Source organism: Sphingomonas sp. RS2018, assembly GCF_054489605.1.
The window spans coordinates 305,136-326,632 of the sequence record NZ_JBTMWL010000002.1 but is presented as its reverse complement, the minus strand read 5'-3'; the positions used below and the strand labels follow the sequence as shown (position 1 = coordinate 326,632).

General features: G+C 68.4%; 16 protein-coding genes, 1 tRNA gene and 1 pseudogene. 10 read left to right on the top strand and 8 right to left on the bottom strand.

Annotated features, from left to right (window positions below; all coding sequences use genetic code 11):
- The first annotated feature begins 111 nt into the window (after nt 1-111).
- Together mfd and ACX40P_RS06635 are read left to right on the top strand one after the other, a co-directional pair.
- The gene (mfd, locus tag ACX40P_RS06640) at nt 112-3,567 is read left to right on the top strand and encodes a transcription-repair coupling factor (protein ID WP_459125536.1); all 3,456 of its coding nucleotides are present in this window, start codon (nt 112-114) and stop codon (nt 3,565-3,567) included.
- Nucleotides 3,568-3,686: 119 nt separating this feature from the next.
- Nucleotides 3,687-4,163 carry a hypothetical protein gene (locus ACX40P_RS06635; RefSeq protein ID WP_459125535.1) on the top strand — a complete coding sequence of 159 codons (477 nt, stop codon included), beginning with the start codon at nt 3,687-3,689 and terminating at the stop codon, nt 4,161-4,163.
- Nucleotides 4,164-4,233: 70 nt separating this feature from the next.
- On the opposite strand, the gene ACX40P_RS06630 is transcribed toward ACX40P_RS06635, so the two are convergent.
- Nucleotides 4,234-5,805 carry an EAL domain-containing protein gene (locus tag ACX40P_RS06630; protein WP_459125534.1) on the bottom strand — a complete coding sequence of 524 codons (1,572 nt, stop codon included), beginning with the start codon at nt 5,803-5,805 and terminating at the stop codon, nt 4,234-4,236.
- An 88-nt stretch (nt 5,806-5,893) separates the two neighbouring features.
- On the opposite strand from ACX40P_RS06630, the gene moaA reads away from it, so the two are divergent.
- The 6 genes from moaA (at nt 5,894) to ACX40P_RS06600 (ending at nt 10,157) form a co-directional block, all read left to right on the top strand.
- A complete protein-coding gene (gene moaA, locus ACX40P_RS06625) occupies nt 5,894-6,883 on the top strand; it encodes a GTP 3',8-cyclase MoaA (protein WP_459125533.1) in 990 nt (329 codons plus the stop codon).
- 11 nt (nt 6,884-6,894) lie between these two features.
- Nucleotides 6,895-7,671, top strand: coding sequence for an NAD kinase (locus ACX40P_RS06620; protein WP_459125532.1), 777 nt, complete (start codon nt 6,895-6,897; stop codon nt 7,669-7,671).
- 64 nt (nt 7,672-7,735) lie between these two features.
- Nucleotides 7,736-7,810: transfer RNA gene (locus ACX40P_RS06615), tRNA-Asn, on the top strand.
- Between the two features lie 63 nt (nt 7,811-7,873).
- On the top strand, nt 7,874-8,890 hold the full coding sequence (locus tag ACX40P_RS06610; RefSeq protein ID WP_459125531.1) for an adenosine deaminase: 1,017 nt from the start codon (nt 7,874-7,876) through the stop codon (nt 8,888-8,890).
- Nucleotides 8,887-9,405, top strand: a complete 519-nt coding sequence (locus ACX40P_RS06605) for a phosphoribosyltransferase (protein ID WP_459125530.1) — start codon at nt 8,887-8,889, stop codon at nt 9,403-9,405. Before ACX40P_RS06610 ends, ACX40P_RS06605 begins: the two co-directional genes overlap by 4 nt.
- 164 nt (nt 9,406-9,569) lie before the next feature.
- Nucleotides 9,570-10,157, top strand: coding sequence for a CC0125/CC1285 family lipoprotein (locus tag ACX40P_RS06600; RefSeq protein WP_459125529.1), 588 nt, complete (start codon nt 9,570-9,572; stop codon nt 10,155-10,157).
- A 199-nt stretch (nt 10,158-10,356) separates the two neighbouring features.
- On the opposite strand, the gene secA is transcribed toward ACX40P_RS06600, so the two are convergent.
- The 4 genes and pseudogenes from secA to ACX40P_RS06580 all read right to left on the bottom strand — a co-directional run.
- Nucleotides 10,357-13,095, bottom strand: coding sequence for a preprotein translocase subunit SecA (secA, locus tag ACX40P_RS06595; protein WP_459125528.1), 2,739 nt, complete (start codon nt 13,093-13,095; stop codon nt 10,357-10,359).
- A gap of 82 nt (nt 13,096-13,177) precedes the next feature.
- Entirely contained in the window at nt 13,178-13,423 is a 246-nt protein-coding gene (locus ACX40P_RS06590) for a hypothetical protein (protein ID WP_459125527.1), read from the bottom strand.
- A gap of 160 nt (nt 13,424-13,583) precedes the next feature.
- Entirely contained in the window at nt 13,584-13,796 is a 213-nt protein-coding gene (locus ACX40P_RS06585; protein ID WP_459125526.1) for a hypothetical protein, read from the bottom strand.
- 81 nt (nt 13,797-13,877) lie between these two features.
- Nucleotides 13,878-14,078 (bottom strand): annotated as a pseudogene (locus tag ACX40P_RS06580) (energy transducer TonB); the annotation flags it as partial.
- A 181-nt stretch (nt 14,079-14,259) separates the two neighbouring features.
- On the opposite strand from ACX40P_RS06580, the gene argJ reads away from it, so the two are divergent.
- The gene (argJ, locus tag ACX40P_RS06575) at nt 14,260-15,483 is read left to right on the top strand and encodes a bifunctional glutamate N-acetyltransferase/amino-acid acetyltransferase ArgJ (protein WP_459125525.1); all 1,224 of its coding nucleotides are present in this window, start codon (nt 14,260-14,262) and stop codon (nt 15,481-15,483) included.
- 233 nt (nt 15,484-15,716) lie between these two features.
- A complete protein-coding gene (locus ACX40P_RS06570) occupies nt 15,717-15,932 on the top strand; it encodes a hypothetical protein (protein WP_459125524.1) in 216 nt (71 codons plus the stop codon).
- A 41-nt stretch (nt 15,933-15,973) separates the two neighbouring features.
- Here ACX40P_RS06570 and ACX40P_RS06565 read toward each other — a convergent pair whose 3' ends face one another.
- The 3 genes from ACX40P_RS06565 to addA all read right to left on the bottom strand — a co-directional run bounded on the left by ACX40P_RS06565 (nt 15,974) and on the right by addA (nt 21,440).
- Nucleotides 15,974-17,572: a methyl-accepting chemotaxis protein gene (locus tag ACX40P_RS06565; protein ID WP_459125523.1), complete on the bottom strand. Its 1,599-nt coding sequence runs from the start codon at nt 17,570-17,572 to the stop codon at nt 15,974-15,976.
- 84 nt (nt 17,573-17,656) lie between these two features.
- A complete protein-coding gene (gene trxA, locus ACX40P_RS06560) occupies nt 17,657-17,980 on the bottom strand; it encodes a thioredoxin (protein ID WP_459125522.1) in 324 nt (107 codons plus the stop codon).
- Between the two features lie 49 nt (nt 17,981-18,029).
- Complete coding sequence (gene addA, locus ACX40P_RS06555) at nt 18,030-21,440, bottom strand: double-strand break repair helicase AddA (RefSeq protein ID WP_459125521.1); 3,411 nt, start codon at nt 21,438-21,440, stop codon at nt 18,030-18,032.
- Between the last annotated feature and the right edge of the window lie 57 nt (nt 21,441-21,497).

Sequence of the window (21,497 nt, the reverse complement as noted above, 5' to 3'; positions counted from 1 at the left end):
CCTGACAAGGGGGGGGTCGGGGGTGGGTCGGCCAGTTGGCGATCACGACACCCGCCCCATAACAACCCACCCGCAGCCCCTCCCTTGTCAGGGAGGGGAGCAAGGGAATGAATGCCCGACCTCAAGACAATCCTCACCGCCCCCCGCCCGCTGACCCTGTCGGGCGTCGCGACCGGTTTCCAGCCGGTGCTGCTCGCCGATCTCGCGCGGGCGGCGCCCGATGGCGCGTTGTTCATCGCGCCGGACGAGGCGGCGATGCGCAGTGTCGCGGCGACGGCGCCGTTCTTCGCGCCCGAGGTGCAGGTCATTTCGTTTCCGGCGTGGGATTGCCTGCCGTACGACCGCGCCTCGCCGACCCTTCGCGTCATGGCGGAGCGGCTGGCGGCGCTGCATGCGCTCCAGACGAGGGCCACCGGCCCGCGCCTCGTCGTCACCACCGCCAATGCCGCGACCCAGCGCACGCTGACGCCGTTCCGCATCCGCCAGCTCGTCGCGTCGCTAGCGCCGGGCGAGCGAGTGTCGCGCGACAAATTGTCGGCGATGTTGCAGGCCAACGGCTATGTCCGCACCGAAAGCGTGGCGGATGCCGGCGAGTTCGCGGTGCGCGGCTGTCTGGTCGACCTGTTCCCCTCCGGCTCCGAGAGTGGCCTGCGACTCGACTTCTTCGGCGACGAGATCGAGACGGTCCGCACCTTCGACCCCGCCGACCAGCGCACCACCGGCAGCGTCAAGGGCTTCACCCTGCTGCCCGCGTCCGAGGCACTGCTCGACGAGGAGAGCATCAAGCGGTTCCGCACGCGATACCGCGAGACGTTCGGCGCGACCGCGACGGGCGATCCGCTGTATCAGGCGGTCAGCGAAGGCCGACGGCTGGCCGGCATGGAGCATTGGCTGCCGCTGTTCGAGGAGCGGCTGGAGACGCTGTTCGATCATTTGCCGACCGACATGGTCGTGCTGCGCGATGCGGGTGTGGCCGGATCGGTCGAGGGCCGGTTCGAGGCGATCGCCGACTATCATGCCAACCGCATGAAGGCGGCCGGATCGGAACCGGGCAGCTATCGCCCGCTGCCGGCGAAGGCGCTCTACCTGACCGACGACGAATGGCAGGCCGCGGTCGTCGAGACGCCGATCCACGTCACCACGCCGTTCCACGAACCCGAGAGCGCGACCGTGCTCGACTTCGGCGTCGACGGCCCGCGCGATTTCGGACCCGAGCGCGGCGGCGACGGGAACGTCTATGAAGCGGTCGTCGCCCATCTGAAGACGGTCAAGAAAGCCGGGCGCAAGGCGGTGCTGGCGAGCTATTCGGGCGGATCGCGCGACCGGTTGAAGGGGCTGCTGGAGGACCACGGCCAGACCGGGCTGCGCGAGGTCGACAGCTGGCAGCAGGCGCTGGCGAAGGGCGATACCGGCATCGCCATCGCCGTCCTTCCGCTCGACCACGGCTTCACCGCGCCCGACGTGGCGGTGCTGACCGAACAGGACATGCTGGGTGACCGGCTGATCCGGCGCAACAAGCGGCGCAAGTCCGCCGATGCCTTCCTCGCCGAACTCGCCACGCTGTCGCCGGGCGATCTGGTCGTCCACGCCGATCACGGCATTGGGCGATACGAGGGGCTGACGCAGGTGCCGGTGCAAAAGGCGCCGCACGACTGCGTGGCGCTCAGCTACGCCGGTGGCGACAAGCTGTACGTGCCGGTCGAGAATCTCGAAGTCCTCACCCGTTACGGCGCGGGTGAGGAAGGCGCGGCGCTCGATCGCCTGGGCGGCGAGGCGTGGCAGCGCCGCAAGGCGAAGATGAAGGAGCGCATCCGCGAGATCGCGGGCGAGCTGATCGCAACCGCGGCGGCGCGCGCTCTGCGGCCGGCCGACGTGCTGGAGCCCGACGATTCGGGGTTCGCGACCTTCGTCGATCGCTTCCCGTACGAGGAAACCGACGACCAGGAACGCGCCATCGCCGAGGTGCTGGGCGACCTGGCGGCGGGCAAGCCGATGGACCGGCTGATCGTCGGCGACGTCGGCTTCGGCAAGACCGAGATCGCGCTGCGCGCCGCCTTCGTCGCGGCGATGGCGGGTATGCAGGTGGCGATCGTGTGCCCGACGACGCTGCTCGCGCGCCAGCACTTCAACAATTTCGCCGCGCGCTTCGACGGCTTCCCGATCCGCGTCGGGCGGCTGTCGCGGCTGGTGACCGCGGCGGAGGCGAAGGCGACGAAGGAGGGGCTGGCCGACGGCCAGGTCGATGTCGTCATCGGCACCCACGCGCTGCTGGCCAAGGGCATCGACTTCAAGCGGCTCGGCCTCGTCATCGTCGACGAGGAGCAGCGCTTCGGCGTGACCCACAAGGAACGGCTGAAGGCGCTGAAGGCGGACGTCCACGTCCTGACGCTGACCGCGACGCCGATCCCGCGCACGCTGCAGATGGCGATGTCGGGGCTGCGCGAGCTGTCGGTGATCCAGACGCCGCCGGTCGATCGGTTGGCGGTGCGTACCTATGTCATGCCGTGGGATCCGGTGGTGGTGCGCGAGGCGCTGCTGCGCGAACATTATCGCGGCGGGCAGAGCTTCTTCGTGACGCCGCGCGTCGCCGACCTGCCCGATATCGAGGACTTCCTGCGCGAGGTGGTGCCGGAGGTCCGCTACGTCGTCGCGCACGGCCAGATGAGCGCCAGCCAGGTCGAGGAGCGCATGTCGGCGTTCTACGACAAGCAGTTCGAGGTGCTCGTCTCCACCACCATCATCGAAAGCGGGATCGACATCGCGTCCGCCAACACGATGATCATCAACCGCGCCGACCGCTTCGGCCTCGCCCAGCTCTATCAGCTGCGCGGGCGCGTCGGCCGGTCGAAGACGCGCGCCTATGCCTATCTGACGACCCCGCCCGAGCGGATGATGACCGATGCCGCCGAGAAAAGGCTGAAGGTGCTGAGCGATCTCGAGTCGCTCGGCGCGGGCTTCCAGCTCGCCAGCCACGATCTCGACATCCGCGGCGCCGGCAACATGCTGGGCGACGAACAGTCGGGGCATATCAAGGAGGTCGGCTACGAACTCTACCAGTCGATGCTGGAGGAGGCGATCCTGGAGGCCCGCGCCGGCGGCAAGCTGGAGCGGCCGAGCGGCTTCTCGCCGCAGATCACCGTCGATGCGCCCATCCTGATCCCGGAGGAGTATGTCCCCGACCTCGACCTGCGCATGGGGCTGTACCGCCGCCTGAACGACATCGACGAGCGCGGTGGCCTCGACGCCTTCGCCGCCGAGATGATCGACCGGTTCGGCAAGCTGCCGCTCGCCACCGACAATCTGCTGAAGCTGATGGAGATAAAGCTGAACGCCAAGCAGGCGTGCATCGCCAAGCTGGACGTCGGGCCGAAGGGCGCGCTGGTCGCGTTCCACGAGAACAGTTTCCCCAACGTCGACGGGCTGCTCGCCTATGTCGGAAAGCTCGGCGAGGTCGCGAAGCTGCGCCCGGACAACAAGCTGGTCATCAACCGAGCATGGGGCGACCCGCAGGCGCGACTCCATGGCGCGGTGCAGCTATCGCGCGGCCTGGCCAAGGCGGCGGGGTGACTGATTGAAATCAAACGGAAATCCGCTGGCCTTGAACCGATAGTAAACTATCATATGCTACGAATGGCGCGATGGGGGTGGCGATGTTCGAGCGGTTCAGGCGACGGAGGACGGACATGGTGGCGACGCCGCCGGTGCCGCCGCGTCCCCTGCCCGACTTCATCGTCGCCCGCAGCGTCGCCGACGTCATCGAGGTGCTGCGCCTCTCGGCACGCGATCTGGCCGGCGCGGATGGCGTTACCGTCGTCGCGCGCAGCGGGAACGAGGTCGAATATCTGACCGAGGACGCGATCGCGCCGCTGTGGACCGGACAGCGCTTTCCCGTGCAGGCGTGTGTCACCGGGATGGCGATCATCGCGCAGGCGCCGATCGTGATCCCCGACATCCGCCACGATCCGCGCGTGCCGCTGCACCTCTATCTGTCGACCTTCGTGCGCCGCATGGCGGTGTTCCCGTTGGGCATGCATCACGCGCTCGGGCTCTACTGGCGCGAGACCGGCCCGACCGACCCCGCCGCCATCGCGCGTATCGCGAAGTTGGCGGTTGCTGCCGGCGATGCGATCGGACGGCTGACGGCGGCGGAACAGGCGGCTTAGGGCGCGCGCGTCCCGCACTCACCGTTCGTGCTGAGCTTGTCGAAGCACTGCCTTTCCCTTCGTGCCGAGATTACAACGGCAAGAAGGACAGCCCTTCGACAAGCTCAGGGCGAACGGGTGTGGTGATCCACCCCGCCACCAACGTCGCCAGCGCCACGCTGTCTAACGGTGGCGCGCACAGATACCCCTGGTAGCTGTCGCAACCGAGCGCGGAGAGGCGGTCGCGCTGGTCCATCGTCTCGATCCCTTCCGCGACGATGCCCAGATCGAGCGTGCGCGCCATCGCGACGACATGGCCGACGATCGCCGCCTGCTTCGGCGATCCATCGACGCCGCGGGTCAGTGACTTGTCGAGCTTGATATAGTCCGCCGGCAGCGACGCCAGCCACGCGAGCCCCGAATAGCCCGTCCCGAAATCGTCGAGCGCGATCCGGCAGCCGCCCGCACGCACCGCGTCGAGCGCGGCACCGGCGGCGGCGAGGTTTTCGATCAACTCGCCCTCGGTCACCTCCACCGTGATCCGGTCGCGAGTGACACCGCTCGCGTCGATCCGGTCGAACAGCCGCTCGACGAAGCGGTCCGCAGCGATCTCGGCCGCCGTCACGTTGATGGCGATGCGCAGGCGCGCGAGCGACGCGGGCCAGCGGCTCGCCTCCAGCAATGCGCGGCGTTGCAGATAGGCGGCAAGCGCGGGCGACCGGCCGCCGCGTGCCGCCGCCGCCAGCAGCGCCTCCGCCCCGATCTCCCCCAGCCGCGGATGCTGCCAGCGGGCGAGCGCCTCGACCCCGGTGATGCGCCCGCTCGCCATGTCGACCTGCGGCTGGAACAGTATCTCGATCTCGTCGCGGTCGAGCCCGCCGGGCAGGTCGCTGGCCAGCGCGGCGACGGTGCGCGAGCGGCGCGGGAAGATGTCGCGCAGCGCCGCACTGGCATCGGGCGCCGCACCCAGCGGCTCGACCAGCGCGTGCAGCCGACCGGTGACCGGATCGTGCTGGATATGCTGCACGACGCGGCCCAGCCCGGTCAGGTCGTGCGCGAACGCCGACGCACCCTCGGCCAGCGTCCGCCGGACCGCCAGCCGCAACGCGTGCCTCAGCGGCGCGCCCAGCGCCAGCAGGGCCGCCGACGCGCCGGCATCTTCGGACAGCCCGAGCGCGCTCGCGAGCGCGGCGGACAGTTCGAACGAGCGGCGGCGGCGATCGTAGCGCCAGCCGAGCGGCTCGCTCGCCGCCGCGGCCTCCGCCACCCAGCCCCCCGACACGCGGCGCGCGTGGCGGTCGGCGAAGCGCAGCGCCTGGATGAACTCGACCTCGCGCATCGGGCTGGCGAGGGAGTGGGTGGCACCGGCGTCGTAGAAGGCGGCGATGTCGCCCGCGTCGCCGCGCGAGACGAGGACGAGAAGCGCGCGGCCCTGCGCCGCCACCGCTTCCCCAATCGCACGGGTCGCGGCCAACCCCTCGCCGATCGCGCCGCGCGCATCGATGACGACGACGGTCGCACCGCTCGCGCGCACCCGCCGCTCCAGCCCGTCGCCGCGCCGCGCCGCCACCGTGCGCCAGCCGCCGCGCGCCGCCGTCGCGGCCAGTTCGTCGCGCTGGCGGAACGACAGGATGAAGACGGGCGGGCGATCGGTCTCGGTCACGGAACCTCTTGTCGCCCAAAGCGCTCGGGAATGACAGCCTTTGCAGGCCTCTTGCCGCTCTCTCGTACAGGCCCTAGCTCTCATCATCATGACACCCGCGCCGCTCATCGACCGTCACGGCCGCACGATCAGCTATCTGCGCGTGTCGGTGACCGACCGCTGCGACCTGCGCTGCCGCTATTGCATGTCGGAGACGATGACCTTCCTGCCGCGCGCGAAGCTGCTGAGCCTCGACGAGATGGCGATCATCGCCGAGCGGTTCATGACGCGCGGCGTGCGCAAGATCCGCCTGTCGGGCGGCGAGCCGCTGGTGCGGCGCGACACGGTCGATCTGGTGCGGCGGCTGGGCCGGCATGTCGGGTCGGGTCTGGACGAACTGACCATGACCACCAACGCGACGCGACTGGCGCAACATGCCGAGGCGCTGGCGGCGGCGGGCATCGCGCGGATCAACGTCAGCCTCGACAGCCTCGACGCCGATCGCTTTCGCTACATCACGCGGCAGGGCGATCTGACGCAGGTGATCGGCGGCATCTTGGCGGCGAAGGCGGCCGGGCTGTCGGTCAAGATCAACATGGTCGCACTGGCCGGGCTGAACGAGGACGAAATCCCCGCGATGCTCGCGTGGTGCGGCAAACACGGTTTCGACCTCAGCCTGATCGAGACGATGCCGCTCGGCGCGATCGACGAGGATCGCACCGACCGCTTCGTACCCCTGACCCGCGTGTTCGAACGGCTGTCGGGCGATGTCCAGCTGGTACGCGACGATCACCGCACCGGCGGTCCGGCGCGCTATTGGCGGACGCCGTGGGGGACGCGGCTCGGCCTGATATCGCCGCTGACCGCCAATTTCTGCGATGGATGCAATCGCGTGCGGCTGACGACCGAGGGCACGCTCTATTCGTGCCTGGGCCATGACGACCACGTCGACCTGAAGATGGCGTTGCGTGATGGCGGCATCGCCGGACTGGACGCAGCCATCGACGGCGCGCTGGCGGTCAAGCCGCGCGCGCACGCCTTCCGCATCGATGCCGCCGCGCCCGCTGTCAGCCGGCACATGAGCGTGACGGGCGGCTAGGGCTTGCGCGGATGACCGAAACACTGCGGCGCGCCCTCGTCGCCTCCCCCACCCCGCCCGCGCTGGCGGCGGAGGAGGAACTGCTCCGGACCTACGAATGGGTGCCGATCGAGGAAGCGGAGGTCATCATCGCGCTGGGCGGTGACGGCTTCATGCTCAGCACGCTGCACCAGATGCTCGAATCGCGTCGCAGCGTGCCGGTGTTCGGCATGAACCTCGGCACCGTCGGCTTCCTGATGAACGAGTGGCGGCTGGCCGATCTCGACCACCGCCTGTCGCGCGCCAAGCCGTTCCGCGTCTCGCCCCTGTCGATGACCGCGACGACGATCAACGGCGAAACCCGCGTGCTGCCCGCGATCAACGAGGTGTCGTTGCTGCGCGAGACGCGCCAGACCGCGAATCTGGAGGTCAGCGTCAACGACCGCGTCGTGATGGAGGAACTGGTGTGCGACGGAATCCTCGCCGCGACGCCCGCCGGCTCCACCGCCTATAACCTTTCCGCCAATGGACCAATCCTGCCGCTGGGGTCCGCAATGATCGCGCTGACGCCGATCAGCGCGTTCCGCCCGAGGCGCTGGCGCGGCGCGATCCTGCCGGAGAAGGCGCGCATCTCGATCCGCGTGCGCGATTCGGAGAAGCGCCCGGTCAGCGCGGTCGCCGACCAGCGCGAAATCCGCGACGTCGCGCGCGTTGATATCGCCATCGACCATATGCGCGACCTGACCCTATTGTTCGATCCGGAGCACGCGCTGGACGATCGCATCACGATGGAACAGTTCGCGGCATAGCGTCCGTGCGAATTTGCCCCTTGCGCACCCCGCGCAGGCTGCTATCAGCGCGCCCTCACGCTGTTCCCTGATAGCTCAGCGGTAGAGCTCTCGACTGTTAATCGAGCGGCCGTAGGTTCGAATCCTACTCAGGGAGCCAGCGGTCCTTTTTCCGCCCATATCGATGTTGCGCCGCGGCGCCCGCGCTGCAACAGTCGCGGGCATGACCGACATCGACGCCTTCATCACCGGCCTGCCCAAGGCCGAACTCCATCTGCATATCGAAGGAAGCCTGGAGCCCGAACTGATGTTCGCGCTGGCGGAGCGCAACGGCGTCGCCATCCCCTACGACAGCGTCGAGGCGGTGCGGGCGGCGTACGACTTCTCGAACCTGCAGGACTTTCTCGACATCTATTACGCGGGCGCCGACGTGCTGCGCACCCGCGCCGATTTCCACGATCTCGCGGTCGCCTATTTCGACCGGGCGGCGGCGGACGGCGTCGTGCATGCCGAGATATTCTTCGATCCGCAGACGCACACCGCGCGCGGCATCCCGATGGCCGACGTGGTCGAGGGGCTGCTGGACGGCATGGCCGCAGCCGAACAGCGCCACGGCCTGACCTCCGCGCTGATCCTGTGCTTCCTGCGCCATTTGTCGGAGGAAGAGGCATTCGCGACGCTGGAGGAGGCCGAGCCCTGGCTCGACCGGATCGCCGGCGTCGGGCTCGATTCCTCCGAGGTCGGCCATCCGCCGTCGAAATTTGCGCGCGTGTTCGCCGCCGCGCGGGCGAAGGGGCTGAAGCTGGTCGCCCATGCCGGCGAGGAAGGGCCGCCCGAATATGTCTACGAGGCGCTGGACCTGCTCCACATCGATCGCCTGGACCATGGCAACCGTAGTCTCGAAGACCCGGCGCTGACCGCACGGCTGGCGCGCGAAGGGATGACGCTCACAGTCTGTCCGCTTTCGAACGTGAAGCTGTGCAACGTCGCATCGATGGACGCGCACCCGATCGACGCGATGCTGCGCCAGGGTCTGCGCGCGACGATCAATTCGGACGATCCCGCCTATTTCGGCGGCTATGTCGCGGAGAATTACCGGCAGGCGGCTGCGGCGCGCGGGCTGGGTCGCGCGGAACTGACGATGCTGGCGCGCAACAGCTTCCTGGGGTCGTTCCTGCCAGACGCGGCGGTGGCGGCGCATCTGGCGCGGCTCGACGCCTATGTGGAGGGTGCGGCATGACGCCGACGCTGACGCCGTTCACGCACGATCGCTTCGTCGCGGGCGTGCTGGCGCTCGCCGCGCAATTGCGCGACGACGACTGGGCCGCAACGCTGCTGGTCGGCGTCGGGCGCGGCGGGCTGACCCCGGCGGTGTTCCTCAGTCACGCGACGGGAATGCCCATGGTGTCGATCGATTTCTCGACGCCGATCCCGGAATTCAATGCCGCGCTGATCGAGACGCTGGCGAGGCGGACGCGCGACGGCGAGCGGCTGGTGTTCGTCGAGGACATCAACGATTCGGGCCGTACCATCGCCGCGATCCGCGCGCAGATGGCCGCGGCCGGCGCGGACGCCGCCAATGCGCGCTTCGCGGTGCTGCTCGACAATACATCGTCGGACCAGCGCATCGACTACGCCGCCGACAGCTTCGACCGACGGGTAACGAAGGACTGGTTCGTGTTCCCATGGGAGGCGGTCGCTCCGGCCACGCGGCTGGTCGACGACGCCAATGCCGTGCCGGAGCGGATCGCCTGACCCGTTCAGCCTGCCGCAAGCCAGGCTCGGTTAATCGCTGGAATGCGCAAGGCGCCGGCCGGACACAATCCGCCCGACATGCGTTGCTTTGGATAGATCGGCCGTCCGTATCGGATGGGCGACGGAGATGCAGAATGATTGCCAAGCCCTTGATAAACGGCGGAATGCGGCGCAAGGCCGTGTTCGCCGCTGCCCTCGCCGGTGCGACGTTGCTGTCGGCCTGTGTTGGCCCAACTCCCTATCGTCCGGCCGTCGGTAACGGCTTCAACCGCGATGGCTTCAGCGACCAGCAGATCGAGCGCGATCGCTTCGCCGTCACCTTTGCCGGCAACAGCTATACCTCGCGTGAGCGGGTCGAACGCTACCTGCTGTTCCGTGCGGCGGAACTGACGCTGAGCCGCGGCTACGACCACTTCATTCTGGCGAACCGCGATCTCGACAAGCAGCAGCGCACCTACACCACGCCGGGCTTTGGTGGCGGCTGGGGCGGGTTCTCGAGCTTCGGCTATTGGGGTCCGTCGTGGCGCTACTACGGCCGCGGTTTCGGCTGGCGCGGTTGGGACCCGTTCTTCGGCGACCCGTTCTGGGATCGCGGCGTCGATGTCCGCACCGTCGAGCGCTACGAGGCGTCGGCCGAGATCATCGTCGGCCGTGGTCCGAAGCCCGCCGGCAACGTCCGTGCCTTCGATGCGCGCGATGTCGTCGACCGGCTGGGACCGAGCATCCAGTTGCCGGAAGATCGGCGCCGGTAATATCTGCGGTCATATGAACGAAAAGGGCCGTACGCGGGAGCGTACGGCCCTTTTTTCGTGTCCGGGCTTTGCATGAAGACGTCACCCCCGCACGGGCGGGGGTGACAAAGGGTAGCCCCCTACGCTTTCAACGCATCATTCCCGCGGAGGTGAGGCTGACGGCGGATGCGGGGTCAGCCGTACGCCACCGCCCCGCCCCTCAGGTCAGCGCACCGTGGCAGTGCTTGTACTTGTTGCCCGACCCGCACGGGCACGGCGCGTTGCGGTTGACGACGCCGCGCCAGCTTTCGGGGTCTTCGCCCAGGTCCGCCGCATTCGGCTGCGGGATCGACAGCGGCGGCAGGGTCTGCGGGATGAGTCCGGCGGTGCCCGCATCCCAGTCGGCCGAATTGTCCTCGCCCGTGAACGGGTCGATGTGGCTGGTGATGAAATCGGGCAGGTCGGGCAGGCCCGGCGGCGGCGCGAGGCGGAACTGGGCGTAGGCGAGCGTGCGCGTCACGTCCTCGCGGATCACGCTCAGCATGCGTTCGAACATCGCGAACGCCTCCTGCTTATACTCGTTGATCGGCGTCTTCTGCGCGTACGCGCGCAGGTGGACAACCTGGCGCAGCGCGTCGAGCATCGCGAGATGCTCCTTCCAGTGATGGTCGAGGTTCTGGAGCAGGATCGACTTCTCGATGCCGGTCCAGGTCTGCTCGTCCAGCTCGCGTGACTTCGCCTCGACGACCGCGTCGGCGCGCTCGCGGATACGCTCCTCGACGATCTCCGGGTCGATCGCGTCCTCCTCCATCCACGCCTCGATCTCAGGCGTGACGGCGAGCAGATTGGTCGAGCGCTCCTTCAGCTGCTCGACGTTCCACTGCTCGGGATAGCTGCCGATCGGGCAGGCGTCACCGACGATGCCGTTGACCGTCTCGGCGCGCATGTCGATCACGACGTCGCCGACCGTATCGGCATCCATGATGTCGGCGCGCTGTTCGTAGATGACCTTGCGCTGGTCGTTCATCACGTCGTCGTATTCGACGACCTGCTTGCGCACGTCGTAGTTGCGCGCCTCGACCTTCTTCTGCGCGGTCTCGATCGCCTTGGTCAGCCACTTGCTGCCGATCGCCTCGCCGTCGGTCAGGTTGTTGCGCATCATCTTGGCGAACAGCGTGTCCGGACCGAAGATGCGCAGCAGGTCGTCGTCGAGGCTGAGGTAGAAGCGGCTGAGCCCCGGATCGCCCTGACGGCCCGAACGCCCGCGCAGCTGGTTGTCGATGCGGCGGCTTTCGTGCCGTTCGGTGCCGAGCACGAACAGCCCGCCGACGGCAAGCACCTGCTGCCGCTCCGCCTCGACTTCCTCGGTGATCTTCGCGATTGCGGCGTCGCGCTCCGGGCCGGCGGGCATGTCGCGCAGCTCGTCATCGACGCGGAATTCGACGTTGCCGCCCAGTTTGATGTCGGTGCCGCGACCCGCCATATTGGTGGAGACGGTGACCGCGCCCAGCCGCCCGGCCTGCGCGACGATATGCGCCTCGCTCTCGTGAAAGCGGGCGTTCAGCACCTCGTGCTTCACGCCTTCCTGATTCAGGAACTCGCTCAGCAGCTCGGACTTCTCGATCGACACGGTGCCGACCAGCACCGGCTGACCCGTCTCGGCATGTTCGCGGATTTTCTTGGCGATCGCGCGGAACTTGTCCTGCGTGTCCTTGTAGAATTCGTCTTCCTCGTCGACCCGCTTGACGCTGACGTTGGTCGGGATGGTGACGACGTTCATCTTGTAGATGTCGAAGAATTCGGCCGCCTCGGTCGCCGCGGTGCCGGTCATGCCGCTCAGCTTCGGATACATGCGAAAATAGTTCTGGAAGGTGATCGAGGCGAGCGTCTGGTTCTCGGGCTCGATCGTCACGCCCTCCTTGGCCTCGACCGCCTGGTGCAGGCCATCCGACCAGCGTCGCCCGTCCATCATGCGACCGGTGAACTCGTCGATGATGATGACCTTGCCGTCCTTCACGATGTAATCGGTGTCGCGCTTGAACATCATGTTCGCGCGCAGCGCTTGGTTCGTGTGGTGGACCACCTGCGTATTCTCGAAATCGTAAAGGTTGGCGCCCTGGAGCAGCCCCGCCGTCTCCAGCATCCGCTCGACGTTCTCCGTCCCATCCTCGGTCAGGATGATCGACTTCTGCTTCTCGTCCTTCTCGTAATCGCTGTCGGCCAGCCGCTTCACGACGGCATCGACCTGCAGGTACAGCTCGGACTTGTCGTCGGTCGGGCCGGAGATGATGAGCGGCGTGCGCGCCTCGTCGATCAGGATCGAATCGACCTCGTCGACGATGGCATAGGCGAAGGGCCGCTGCGTCATCGACGCGCGGTCGTACTTCATGTTGTCGCGCAGGTAGTCGAAGCCGAACTCATTGTTCGTGCCGTAGGTGATGTCCGCGGCATAGGCCTCGCGCCGCTCGTGGTCGGCGAGGTTGGGAACGATGACGCCCACGGTGAGACCCAGGAAGCGGTACACCTGCCCCATCCACTCGGCATCGCGCTTCGCCAGATAGTCGTTGACCGTGACGACATGGACGCCCTTACCGGGCAGCGCATTCAGATAGGTGGCGAGCGTCGCGACCAGCGTCTTGCCCTCGCCCGTCCGCATCTCGGCGATCTCGCCACGATGCAGCACGATGCCGCCGATCATCTGCACATCGAAATGACGCATCCCCAGCACGCGCACCGCCGCCTCGCGCACCGTCGCGAACGCCTCGGGCAGCAGCTGGTCGAGCGTCTCGCCGTTCGCCAGCCGCTCGCGGAAGCGCGCCGTCTGCTGCGACAGGGTGGCGTCGTCCATTGCCTGCAACGTCGGCTCATAGCCGAGGATGCGATCGGTGACGGACTTCAGCGACTTGACGTAACGATCGTTGGACGAGCCGAACAGGGCCTTGGCAAAACCGCCGAGCATAGGGGTGACTTTCGAATGATGGATGCGCGGCGATGCATGAGGCCGCGGGAGAAACAGGTCGGAAAGGTGCGTCGTGGGGGCGCTATTCGCGCCGACGCTCCGGCACCACGCGCGGCGCGGCGGCGCGGGCATAGGCAAGGTCGAGGACCAGCGGTTCGGGCGCGACATAGCCGTCAGGGCGTGGCGCGACGTCGCTGGCCGCAGACGGCACCACCGCCTGCGCAACCGCCACCACCCGGCTCGCTTCCACCCGCGCACCCGCATCGACCGCGCGACCGACACCGGTCAGCGCGGACAGCATCGCCGTCAGAAGAAGAAACAGGTTCAAGCGCGCGCGTCCGTCGTAGTCTCGCGCGGACATAGGGTTCCGCGCGCGTAGCGTCCAACGGATTCGCACCGCCAGCCATCGACCTATGGAGCAGTGAGGGTTAACATCCGCGGCGGTCTACTTGGCCGTCAGGCACCGCGATGACGATCGACAAAATCGATCAATCCAGAAAGCGGGTCTGCACGCTCATGCGCATCGTTCTGACCGACCGTACCGGTTTTCCGTTTCTTCGATAACCGGGATGGATCTTCGCGCCGACCGGGGTACTTGCGCATGGATCATAATCCGAGGGTTTCGAGCCGCTCACCGCGCATTTCTCGACGCGGCCATCACCGTCCGTCGTCACCTCGACAGCGGTTGCGGTGTCGTTCATCGTCGTTCGCGTCAGTTTCAGCGGCTCGGTAGGCTGAAACGGCCCATCCGGCACCTTCGGCAGCTTCCAAGTGACTTTTCGATCGAGCTTCCACGTCTTACGAGTCGGTGCGAACCGCGCGCGTGTGGCCAATGCGGTGCATGTCGCCCGGTCGAGAGTTTCGGTGCCGCTGCTTGCAACCACGGTACAATTCGACGGATGACCATCCTGAGCTATATCGAGTTGGACCGCGACGGTACCTTCACGCTTTTGCGCAACAGCCTCAGTCGGATAGTCCGCCAGTGAGATTCAACTCGTCGGTTCCGTCAGGGGCGCTGCCGCATAGACCTGCGCGAGGATGGCGAACAACAGCATTGAACCTCTCTGTGCTTGCTCTGAGCATTCCATGCCTCCGCAGGAGGATGACGTTTCGAGCTGTCATTCGTCAATTGCGTGTTTGAGATGCCGGGCTAGATACGCTCCCATGACCCGCTCCCCCCTCGCCCCAGCCGCCCTTCCCGCCCTGCCCGAGATCGCCGGTGTCACGCGCCGCGTCGCGCGGGCGCGGTACAAGGCGTGGGATCGCTGCGATCTGACCTTCGTCACGCTGGACGAGGGCACGGCGGTGGCTGGCGTCACGACGCAGAGCCGTTGTCCCTCGCCGGAAGTCGAGTGGTGCCGCAAGGCACTGGTGCTGGGACGCGCGCGGGCGCTCGTCGTCAATGCGGGCAATTCCAACGCCTTCACCGGCGACCGTGGCCGCGCGGCGGTCGAGGCGATCGCGGCGCGGACGGCGGCACATCTGGGCTGCGCGCCCTCGGATGTCTTCGTCGCCTCGACCGGGGTGATCGGCGTACCGTTGCCCATCGACAAGGCGGAAGCCGGACTCGACGCCGCCTATGCCGCGCCGCCGTGCGACTGGGTCAGCGCCGCCGAAACGATCATGACGACCGACACCTTCGCGAAGGTCGCGACGACGCGCGCGGTGGTCGGCGACCGCACCGTCGAACTGGTCGGCATCGTCAAGGGATCGGGCATGATCGCGCCCGACATGGCGACGATGCTGGGCTTCGTGTTCACCGACGCGGCGGTGACGCCCGAATTCCTGCAACGTGCGCTGTCGGCCGCGAACACCAAGACATTCTCCTGCATCACCGTCGACAGCGACACCTCGACCAGCGACACGGTGCTCGCCTTCGCGACCGGTGCGGCAGGCAATGCGCCGATCGGCGACAGCGACGATACGGGGGCGGATGCGTTCGTCGCGGCGCTGTCGGACCTGTGCATGCAGCTCGCCCATCTGGTCGTGCGCGACGGCGAGGGCGCCAGCAAGCTGATCGCGATCACCGTCGAGGGCGCCGAAAGCGACCGCTCAGCGCACCGCATCGCGATGAGCATCGCCAACTCTCCGCTGGTGAAGACCGCGATCGCCGGCGAGGACGCAAATTGGGGACGGATCGTGATGGCGGTGGGCAAAGCCGGCGAACCCGCCGAGCGCGACAAGCTCGCAATCCGCTTCGGCACCACGCAGGTGGCCGAGGGCGGACTGGCCGTCACGGGATATGACGAAGCGCCGGTCGCGGCGCATCTGAAGGGCAGCGAGATCGATATCGGGGTGGAGCTGTATCTCGGCGACGGGCGGACCACGGTCTGGACCTGCGACCTGACGCATGGGTACATCAGCATCAATGCGGATTATCGGAGTTAAGGGTCGGAGCTATAATGCAATGACCGCTATCGCCCACTTGCGAACGGTCGCAGTAGGGGTTTCCATGAGCGATGTGTATGGATGCCGCACAATGTGAGCAGGCTAAGGTCGAGCTTCGACAGTTAGTTTTGGATCTCCAAGCTTTGGTCGACCAAGACCAACTTGATAATTCAGACCTGATCCTCGCCTGCCGTAGCGTTCTAAACCTATGAGTTGATAGCGGTGGCTCGTCGTTGGACGATCCGGTCATCGCCTTTCTCGGAATAGAGAGCCAGTCCGAACACGTGCTTGGAGGGCGTCAGGTCTGCGTTGGGCGCGACGTGGATCACGTTCGGTTTGAGCCCGGTTCAGCGGCCGAACGAGCGGAAGTAGACGAGATCGGCCAGTTCTTTCGCAAGAGCTTCGTCACCAGCGTGCGTGACCTGGCACTTCACCTCAACGGCAGCTAACTACCAAACATCGCCGTTTGCCGGCTCCCGCCCCCGCCCCCTCAGGCCGCCCGCAGATCCGCCAGCAACGCATGCGTCTCCGTCGCCAGCGCGCGGACCTGCACGACCATCGCGGCGCTCGACGTCGCCACCGCATCGGCGCGGTCGCGGGTAGTGGCGGAGGTTTGGGCGGCGGTTTCGACGTCGGTCGCCAGCACGCTGGTGCCGTCGGCGGCGCGGTGGGCGGCGGTGTCGATCGCGCGGATGACGCGCCCCTGATCGTTGGTGGCAGCCGCGATGGCGGCGGCGAGCGTGGACACCTGCCCGACCTGCCCCAGCGTCGCGTCGATCGCCTGCGCGACGGCGGAGACGCGGGCCTGCATCGCCGCGATCTGGCTATCGATCTCGCCGGTGGCGCGGCGGGTCTGGGCGGCGAGGTTCTTCACTTCCGTCGCGACGACCGCGAAGCCGCGACCGGCATCGCCCGCCCGCGCGGCCTCGATCGTGGCGTTGAGCGCGAGCAGGTTGGTCTGGCCGGCGATCTCCCCGATCAGCGCGACAATGGTGCCGATCTCTCCGGCATTGCGGATCAGTTCGATGATTTCGCGTTCGCTGTCGCGGGTGCCCTGCGCCACCGCCGTCGTCACGCGCTCCTGATCGGCGACGCGGGCGGCGACGACCTGGACCGAGCGCGACAGATCCTCCGCGGTCGCGCGCATCGACTGGGCGGCGCTGCTGGTGCTGCGGGCGGTGCCGGCGATGACCTGCGCCTCCTGCGCGCGGGTGCTGCTGGCGTCCGCGAGCGCGTGGGCGGCGGTCTGCGCCTCGTCGGCCGCGCCGCTCAGCGCACCCACCGCGGCGACCACCGAGCGTTCGAAGCGTTCGGCGAGTGCGACCATGTCGGAGCGGCGCGTCTCGATCATCCGTTCGCGTCGCGCCTGCGCCGCGGTCGCCTCGGCCAGATCGGCGCGTTCGCGGACGCTGGCGGCGAGATCGATCGCCAGACGGCGTTCGTGTTCGAGCGAGGCGAGGTCGTTTTCGACGCGGAAGTTCGCGGAGATGAGCTTCGCCTGCGCCATCATCGAGCGGGCGAGCAGGACGACGAAGACCAGCAGCAGAATGAAGGTCGCTGGCGGCAGGCCCGCGATCACGACATCGATCGCGATGACCAGGATCGACCCCGCGAGAAAGGCGAGACTCGCCAGCGGCAGCGACGCGACGGTCAGCGCGCCGACCGACATGACGCCGACGATGACGCACATCACCATCTGACGGTCGACCGCGCCCGCATCGCGCAACGCGATCGACATCAGCCAGCCCCAGCCGATCGACGTCGCCAGCGCCTGACCCGCCACGGCGAGGATCGCACGGCGATCGTTCATGCTCGCCCAGTCGGACACCACCTCCTGACGCCAACGCCACAGCGCGAACAGCGAAATGCCGACGAGCAGGGCGGTGGCGATCAGGAGTTCGACGTCCGTCTCGCTCGAATGCACGATGGCGACGACGGCGATCATCGTACCGATGAACGTCAGCGGATAGCCCCGGCGCGCCGCGCGCATCTGCGCGATGACGAGCTCGCCCGGCAGGGCAGCCTCTCCGCGGCCGAGGCCGAACGTGCGTATCAGGGACGACAGAAGGTGCCGCGTAGCGATCGACATATATGACCGCTTAAAACCGCAAGGTTAGGAACGGGTTAACCAGTTCCCGCCGCCCTCACGCCCGACCGCCGCGCGCGCAGGCCTTCAGGCGAGTTCGCCCTCCAGCCACGCCTTGATCCGGCCCTTGGGCTCCGCGCCGACCTTCGTCGCCGCCGGGTTGCCGCCCTTGAAAAGGATCATCGTCGGGATGCCGCGAACGCCGTAGCGGCCCGGCGCGTCGGGATTGTCGTCGATGTTCAGCTTGGCGATCGTCACCTGCTCGCCCAGCTCCTCGCTGATCTCCTCCAGGCTCGGCCCGATCATCTTGCAGGGCCCGCACCATTCGGCCCAGAAATCGACCAGCACGGGCTTGTCCGAATTGATGACGTCGTCGTGGAAGGTCGCGTCGGTGATCTGCTTCGTGGCCATGGCCGGTCTCCTTTTACGTATGGCGATCTAGGGTCGCGCGGCGTGCGGCTCAAGCGCGCGAGGGCAAGCTTTGCTCCGCCGCGGCCAACACTGGCTTGTGCGCGGCGAGCGTCGCGGCATCAAGTTCGAACAGCGCCGGCCCCGCCGTGTAGAGCAGCGCGGCGTCGACCGCGCGGCCGGGGAAGATGACGGAGAGCGCGGCGGCATAGGCGGCCATCTGCTTCAGATGATAGTCGGGGATGTCGGCGATCGCGCCGGGCACGCGGCGGCCGGTCTTGAAATCGATCACGCGGACGCGGTCGGGCGTGACCAGCAGGCGATCGACCGTGCCTGAGATGACCGCGCCGCCGACCGTTGCCGCGATCGGCGCTTCGGCGAGCGCTGCGGGATCGAACAGCGCGGCGAAGCGCGGGTCCGACAGGATCGCGCAGGCGTCGCGGACGATACCCCCGCGAACGGCAGCGTTCTCCACACCCCCCGCCTCCGCCAGCCAGCGATCGGCCGCCGCGGCACGCAGATCCAGCGCCAGCGCCGGCAACCGTTCGAACAGCGCGTGGAGCAGCCGCCCGCGCTCGGCGGCAGCACGCATCGCGGCGGTGGGCGGCGGATCGGCGACCGCATCGTCGCCGATCGACGACGGCCTGAGCGGACGCGGCGGGCGCGCCTCCTGCGGGGCAGGCTGCCGGGCCCAGTCGGGCAGCGGCGTTCCGGCGGGGACGGCAGCGCGCGGCGGCGCGGGCTTCGCCGGTGCGGCAAGCGTCGTGCCGAGGAACGCGCGCTCGCCCTCCCCCGGCGGCACATGCAGCGCATCGAGCGCGGCGGCCGTGGCGGCATACCAGCTCGCCGTGGGCGGCACGCCGTTCGCACGCGGCGACAGCGCGCCGGTCACGACCAGCCACTCCTCGGCGCGCGTCGCGGCGACGTAGAACAGCCGCCAATGCTCCTCCAGCTCGCGCTGCTCGGCCTCGGCGATGACCGCGTCCAGCGGCGATCCGGCGCGTTCGGCGGCACGCGGGCGAAAGATGGGCAGCTCATGCTCCCCGACCGGCCAGCGCACGATATCGCGCCGCGCGTTCGCCGGATCGGCGGTGGCGTCGGCCAGGATGACGAGCGGCGCCTGCAACCCCTTCGCGCCATGCGCGGTCATCACCCGCACCGCGTCGAGCGGGGCGGACGGATCGCGCACGATCTCGACATCGCCGCGATCGAACCAGTCGAGGAAGCGCTGCAGCGACGGCGTGCCGTTGCCCTCGAACGCCAGCGCCGCCCCCAGCAGTTCCTCGATCGGATCGCGCGCCTCCTCGCCCAGTCGCGCCAGCAGCTTGCGCCGCGCGTCGAGCGGGCCGGACAGGATCGATTCGAGGAAGCGATAGGGCGTCGAGAAATCGGCCTGTCCCAGCAGGTCGGTCAGCGGCGCCAGCCGTGCCGCATCCTGCGTCGCCCGCAGATGACGCCACAGGCTGCCGCGCTCGCGCAGCGCGGCATGCATCAGCTCGTCCTGCGTCCAGCCGATGATCGGCGACACCAGCAGGCTGGCGAGGCTGAGGTCGTCGTCGGGCTGCAGCACGAAGCGCACCGCGGCGAGCAGATCCTGCACCGCCAGCGGCGCGTTCAGCCGCAGCCGGTCGACGCCCGCCACCGGCACGCCCTCCGCATACAGACGCGCGACGATCAGCGCGGCGAGGTCGCCCCGCCGCTTGACGAGGATCATCACGTCCTCGGGCGCCAGCATCCGCCCCTTGGCGTCGAGCGGCAGCGTCCCGATCCAGCCCTTCACCGCCTTGGCGATGCGGCGGGCGTGGGCCAGCGTCGCGTCGTCGATCCAGCCTTCCTCCGCCTCTCCGTCGCCGTCCGATCCGACGACGGTCGGCGTCCACAACGTCACCGCGCCGGGGCCGGGGACTTCGCTGGCATGCGGCTCGCGTTCCTCGACACCCAGACCCGGCGCCGGCAGCGCCGCGATCGCGGCGTCGACGAATTCGAGGATCGGGCGGGTCGAGCGGAAGCTGCTGGTGAGGGATAGGGCGTTGAGGCGAACCGATTGGTCGCCGGAGTCGTCATAGGCGACGCTCGCCCGCGTGAAGTGACGCTGGGCGTCGGCGAAATAGGCGGGGCTGGTGCCCTGAAACCCGAAGATCGCCTGCTTGTAGTCGCCGACCGTGAACAGCGTGCGGCCGACGCCGGGCCGCGCGCCTTCGCCCGCGAAGAACTCGTCAGCCAGCGCGCGGACGATGCGCCACTGGTGCGGGTTGGTGTCCTGCGCCTCGTCGATCAGCAGATGATCGGTGGACTGATCGAGCTTGAAGCGGATCCAGTCGCCCATGCCCGGCACGTCGAGCAGCGCGACCGTCGCGCGGATCAGGTCGTCGAAATCCACCCCGCCCAGCCGGCGCTTGGCGGCACGATAGGCGAGCGCATAGGCGCGCCCGGCATCGAGGCTCGCGGCGAGCAGATCGGCATAGGCCGCGCGATCTGCGAGCGAGCGCAGTTCGGCGCAGCGCGTACCGAGATCGAGCGCCATGTCGGCATAGTCGATGTTGATCGCGAGCAGCTTGGCCGATGCCTTGCGCGGCTCGCCCTTGCCGGTCAGGAACACCGCCGCCAAATCGCCAAGCGTCGCGGCGCGGGTCGGCACGTCGGCGGCCAGCCAGCGCTCGACCGTGCCGGCATGACCCGCGCCCGTAGCAGTGCCCCAGGCGTGGTTGGCGTCGGCGATCTGGCGCAGCGATTCGACGTCGAAGTCGTCGTCGGCGCAACCCGCCGCGATCACCTGCGCGATATCGCCCTCCGGCAGGTCGAGCTCGCGGCGCAGCCATGGCTGGATGCCACTGGGCAATGCCGCCATCGCGTCCGGCGCGCGGGCGCAGGCGAGCAGGAAGCCCTCCGCCCCGCCCTCGCCCAGCCTGAGGCTCAACGCGCCGACCGCGTCGATGACGCGCGCGCGGCCGGCAGCTTCCTCGTCCACCAGCATGTCGGCCAGCGCCGCGCGCGCCAGCACGACCTCCTCGCGCGCCTCCAGCGGGCGGAAACCGGGGACCAGTCCCGCCTCGACCGGGAAGCCGGCGAGCAGGCTCTGGCAAAAGCTGTGGATCGTCTGGATGCGCAGGCCGCCGCCTGGCGCGTCGAGCACCTTGGCGAACAGCGTGCGCGCCAGCCTGCGCTCGTCCGGGCCGGACGCCTCCCCCAGCGCTTCGAGGTCCTTGAACAGCGCCGCGTCGTCGGCGCGGACCCAGCGCGCGAGCGTGCCGCTGATCCGGCTCGCCATCTCGGCCGCCCCCGCCTTGGTGAAGGTGAGGCACAGGATCGCCGACGGATCGACCCCGCGCAGCAACAGCCGATAGACCCGCGCGGCGAGCACCTGCGTCTTGCCGGTGCCCGCGGAGGCCGAGAGCCAGACGTGGCGGTCGGGGTCGCTGGCCTGGCCCTGGTTACCCTTCAGGGGGTGGACGATGCTGCTCATGTGCGCGCGCCGCCCTCACACCCACACCGTTGGCCCTGAGCTTGTCGAAGGGCTGCC

Coding starts and splice junctions, on each gene's coding strand:
- mfd (WP_459125536.1), top strand. CDS start 112: ATGCCCGACCTCAAGACAATCCTCACCGCCCCCCGCCCGCTGACCCTG.
- moaA (WP_459125533.1), top strand. CDS start 5,894: ATGACACCCGCGCCGCTCATCGACCGTCACGGCCGCACGATCAGCTAT.
- ACX40P_RS06620 (WP_459125532.1), top strand. CDS start 6,895: ATGACCGAAACACTGCGGCGCGCCCTCGTCGCCTCCCCCACCCCGCCC.
- ACX40P_RS06610 (WP_459125531.1), top strand. CDS start 7,874: ATGACCGACATCGACGCCTTCATCACCGGCCTGCCCAAGGCCGAACTC.
- ACX40P_RS06605 (WP_459125530.1), top strand. CDS start 8,887: ATGACGCCGACGCTGACGCCGTTCACGCACGATCGCTTCGTCGCGGGC.
- ACX40P_RS06600 (WP_459125529.1), top strand. CDS start 9,570: ATGCGGCGCAAGGCCGTGTTCGCCGCTGCCCTCGCCGGTGCGACGTTG.
- secA (WP_459125528.1), bottom strand. CDS start 13,095: ATGCTCGGCGGTTTTGCCAAGGCCCTGTTCGGCTCGTCCAACGATCGT.
- ACX40P_RS06585 (WP_459125526.1), bottom strand. CDS start 13,796: ATGAACGACACCGCAACCGCTGTCGAGGTGACGACGGACGGTGATGGC.
- argJ (WP_459125525.1), top strand. CDS start 14,260: ATGACCCGCTCCCCCCTCGCCCCAGCCGCCCTTCCCGCCCTGCCCGAG.
- ACX40P_RS06565 (WP_459125523.1), bottom strand. CDS start 17,572: ATGTCGATCGCTACGCGGCACCTTCTGTCGTCCCTGATACGCACGTTC.
- trxA (WP_459125522.1), bottom strand. CDS start 17,980: ATGGCCACGAAGCAGATCACCGACGCGACCTTCCACGACGACGTCATC.
- addA (WP_459125521.1), bottom strand. CDS start 21,440: ATGAGCAGCATCGTCCACCCCCTGAAGGGTAACCAGGGCCAGGCCAGC.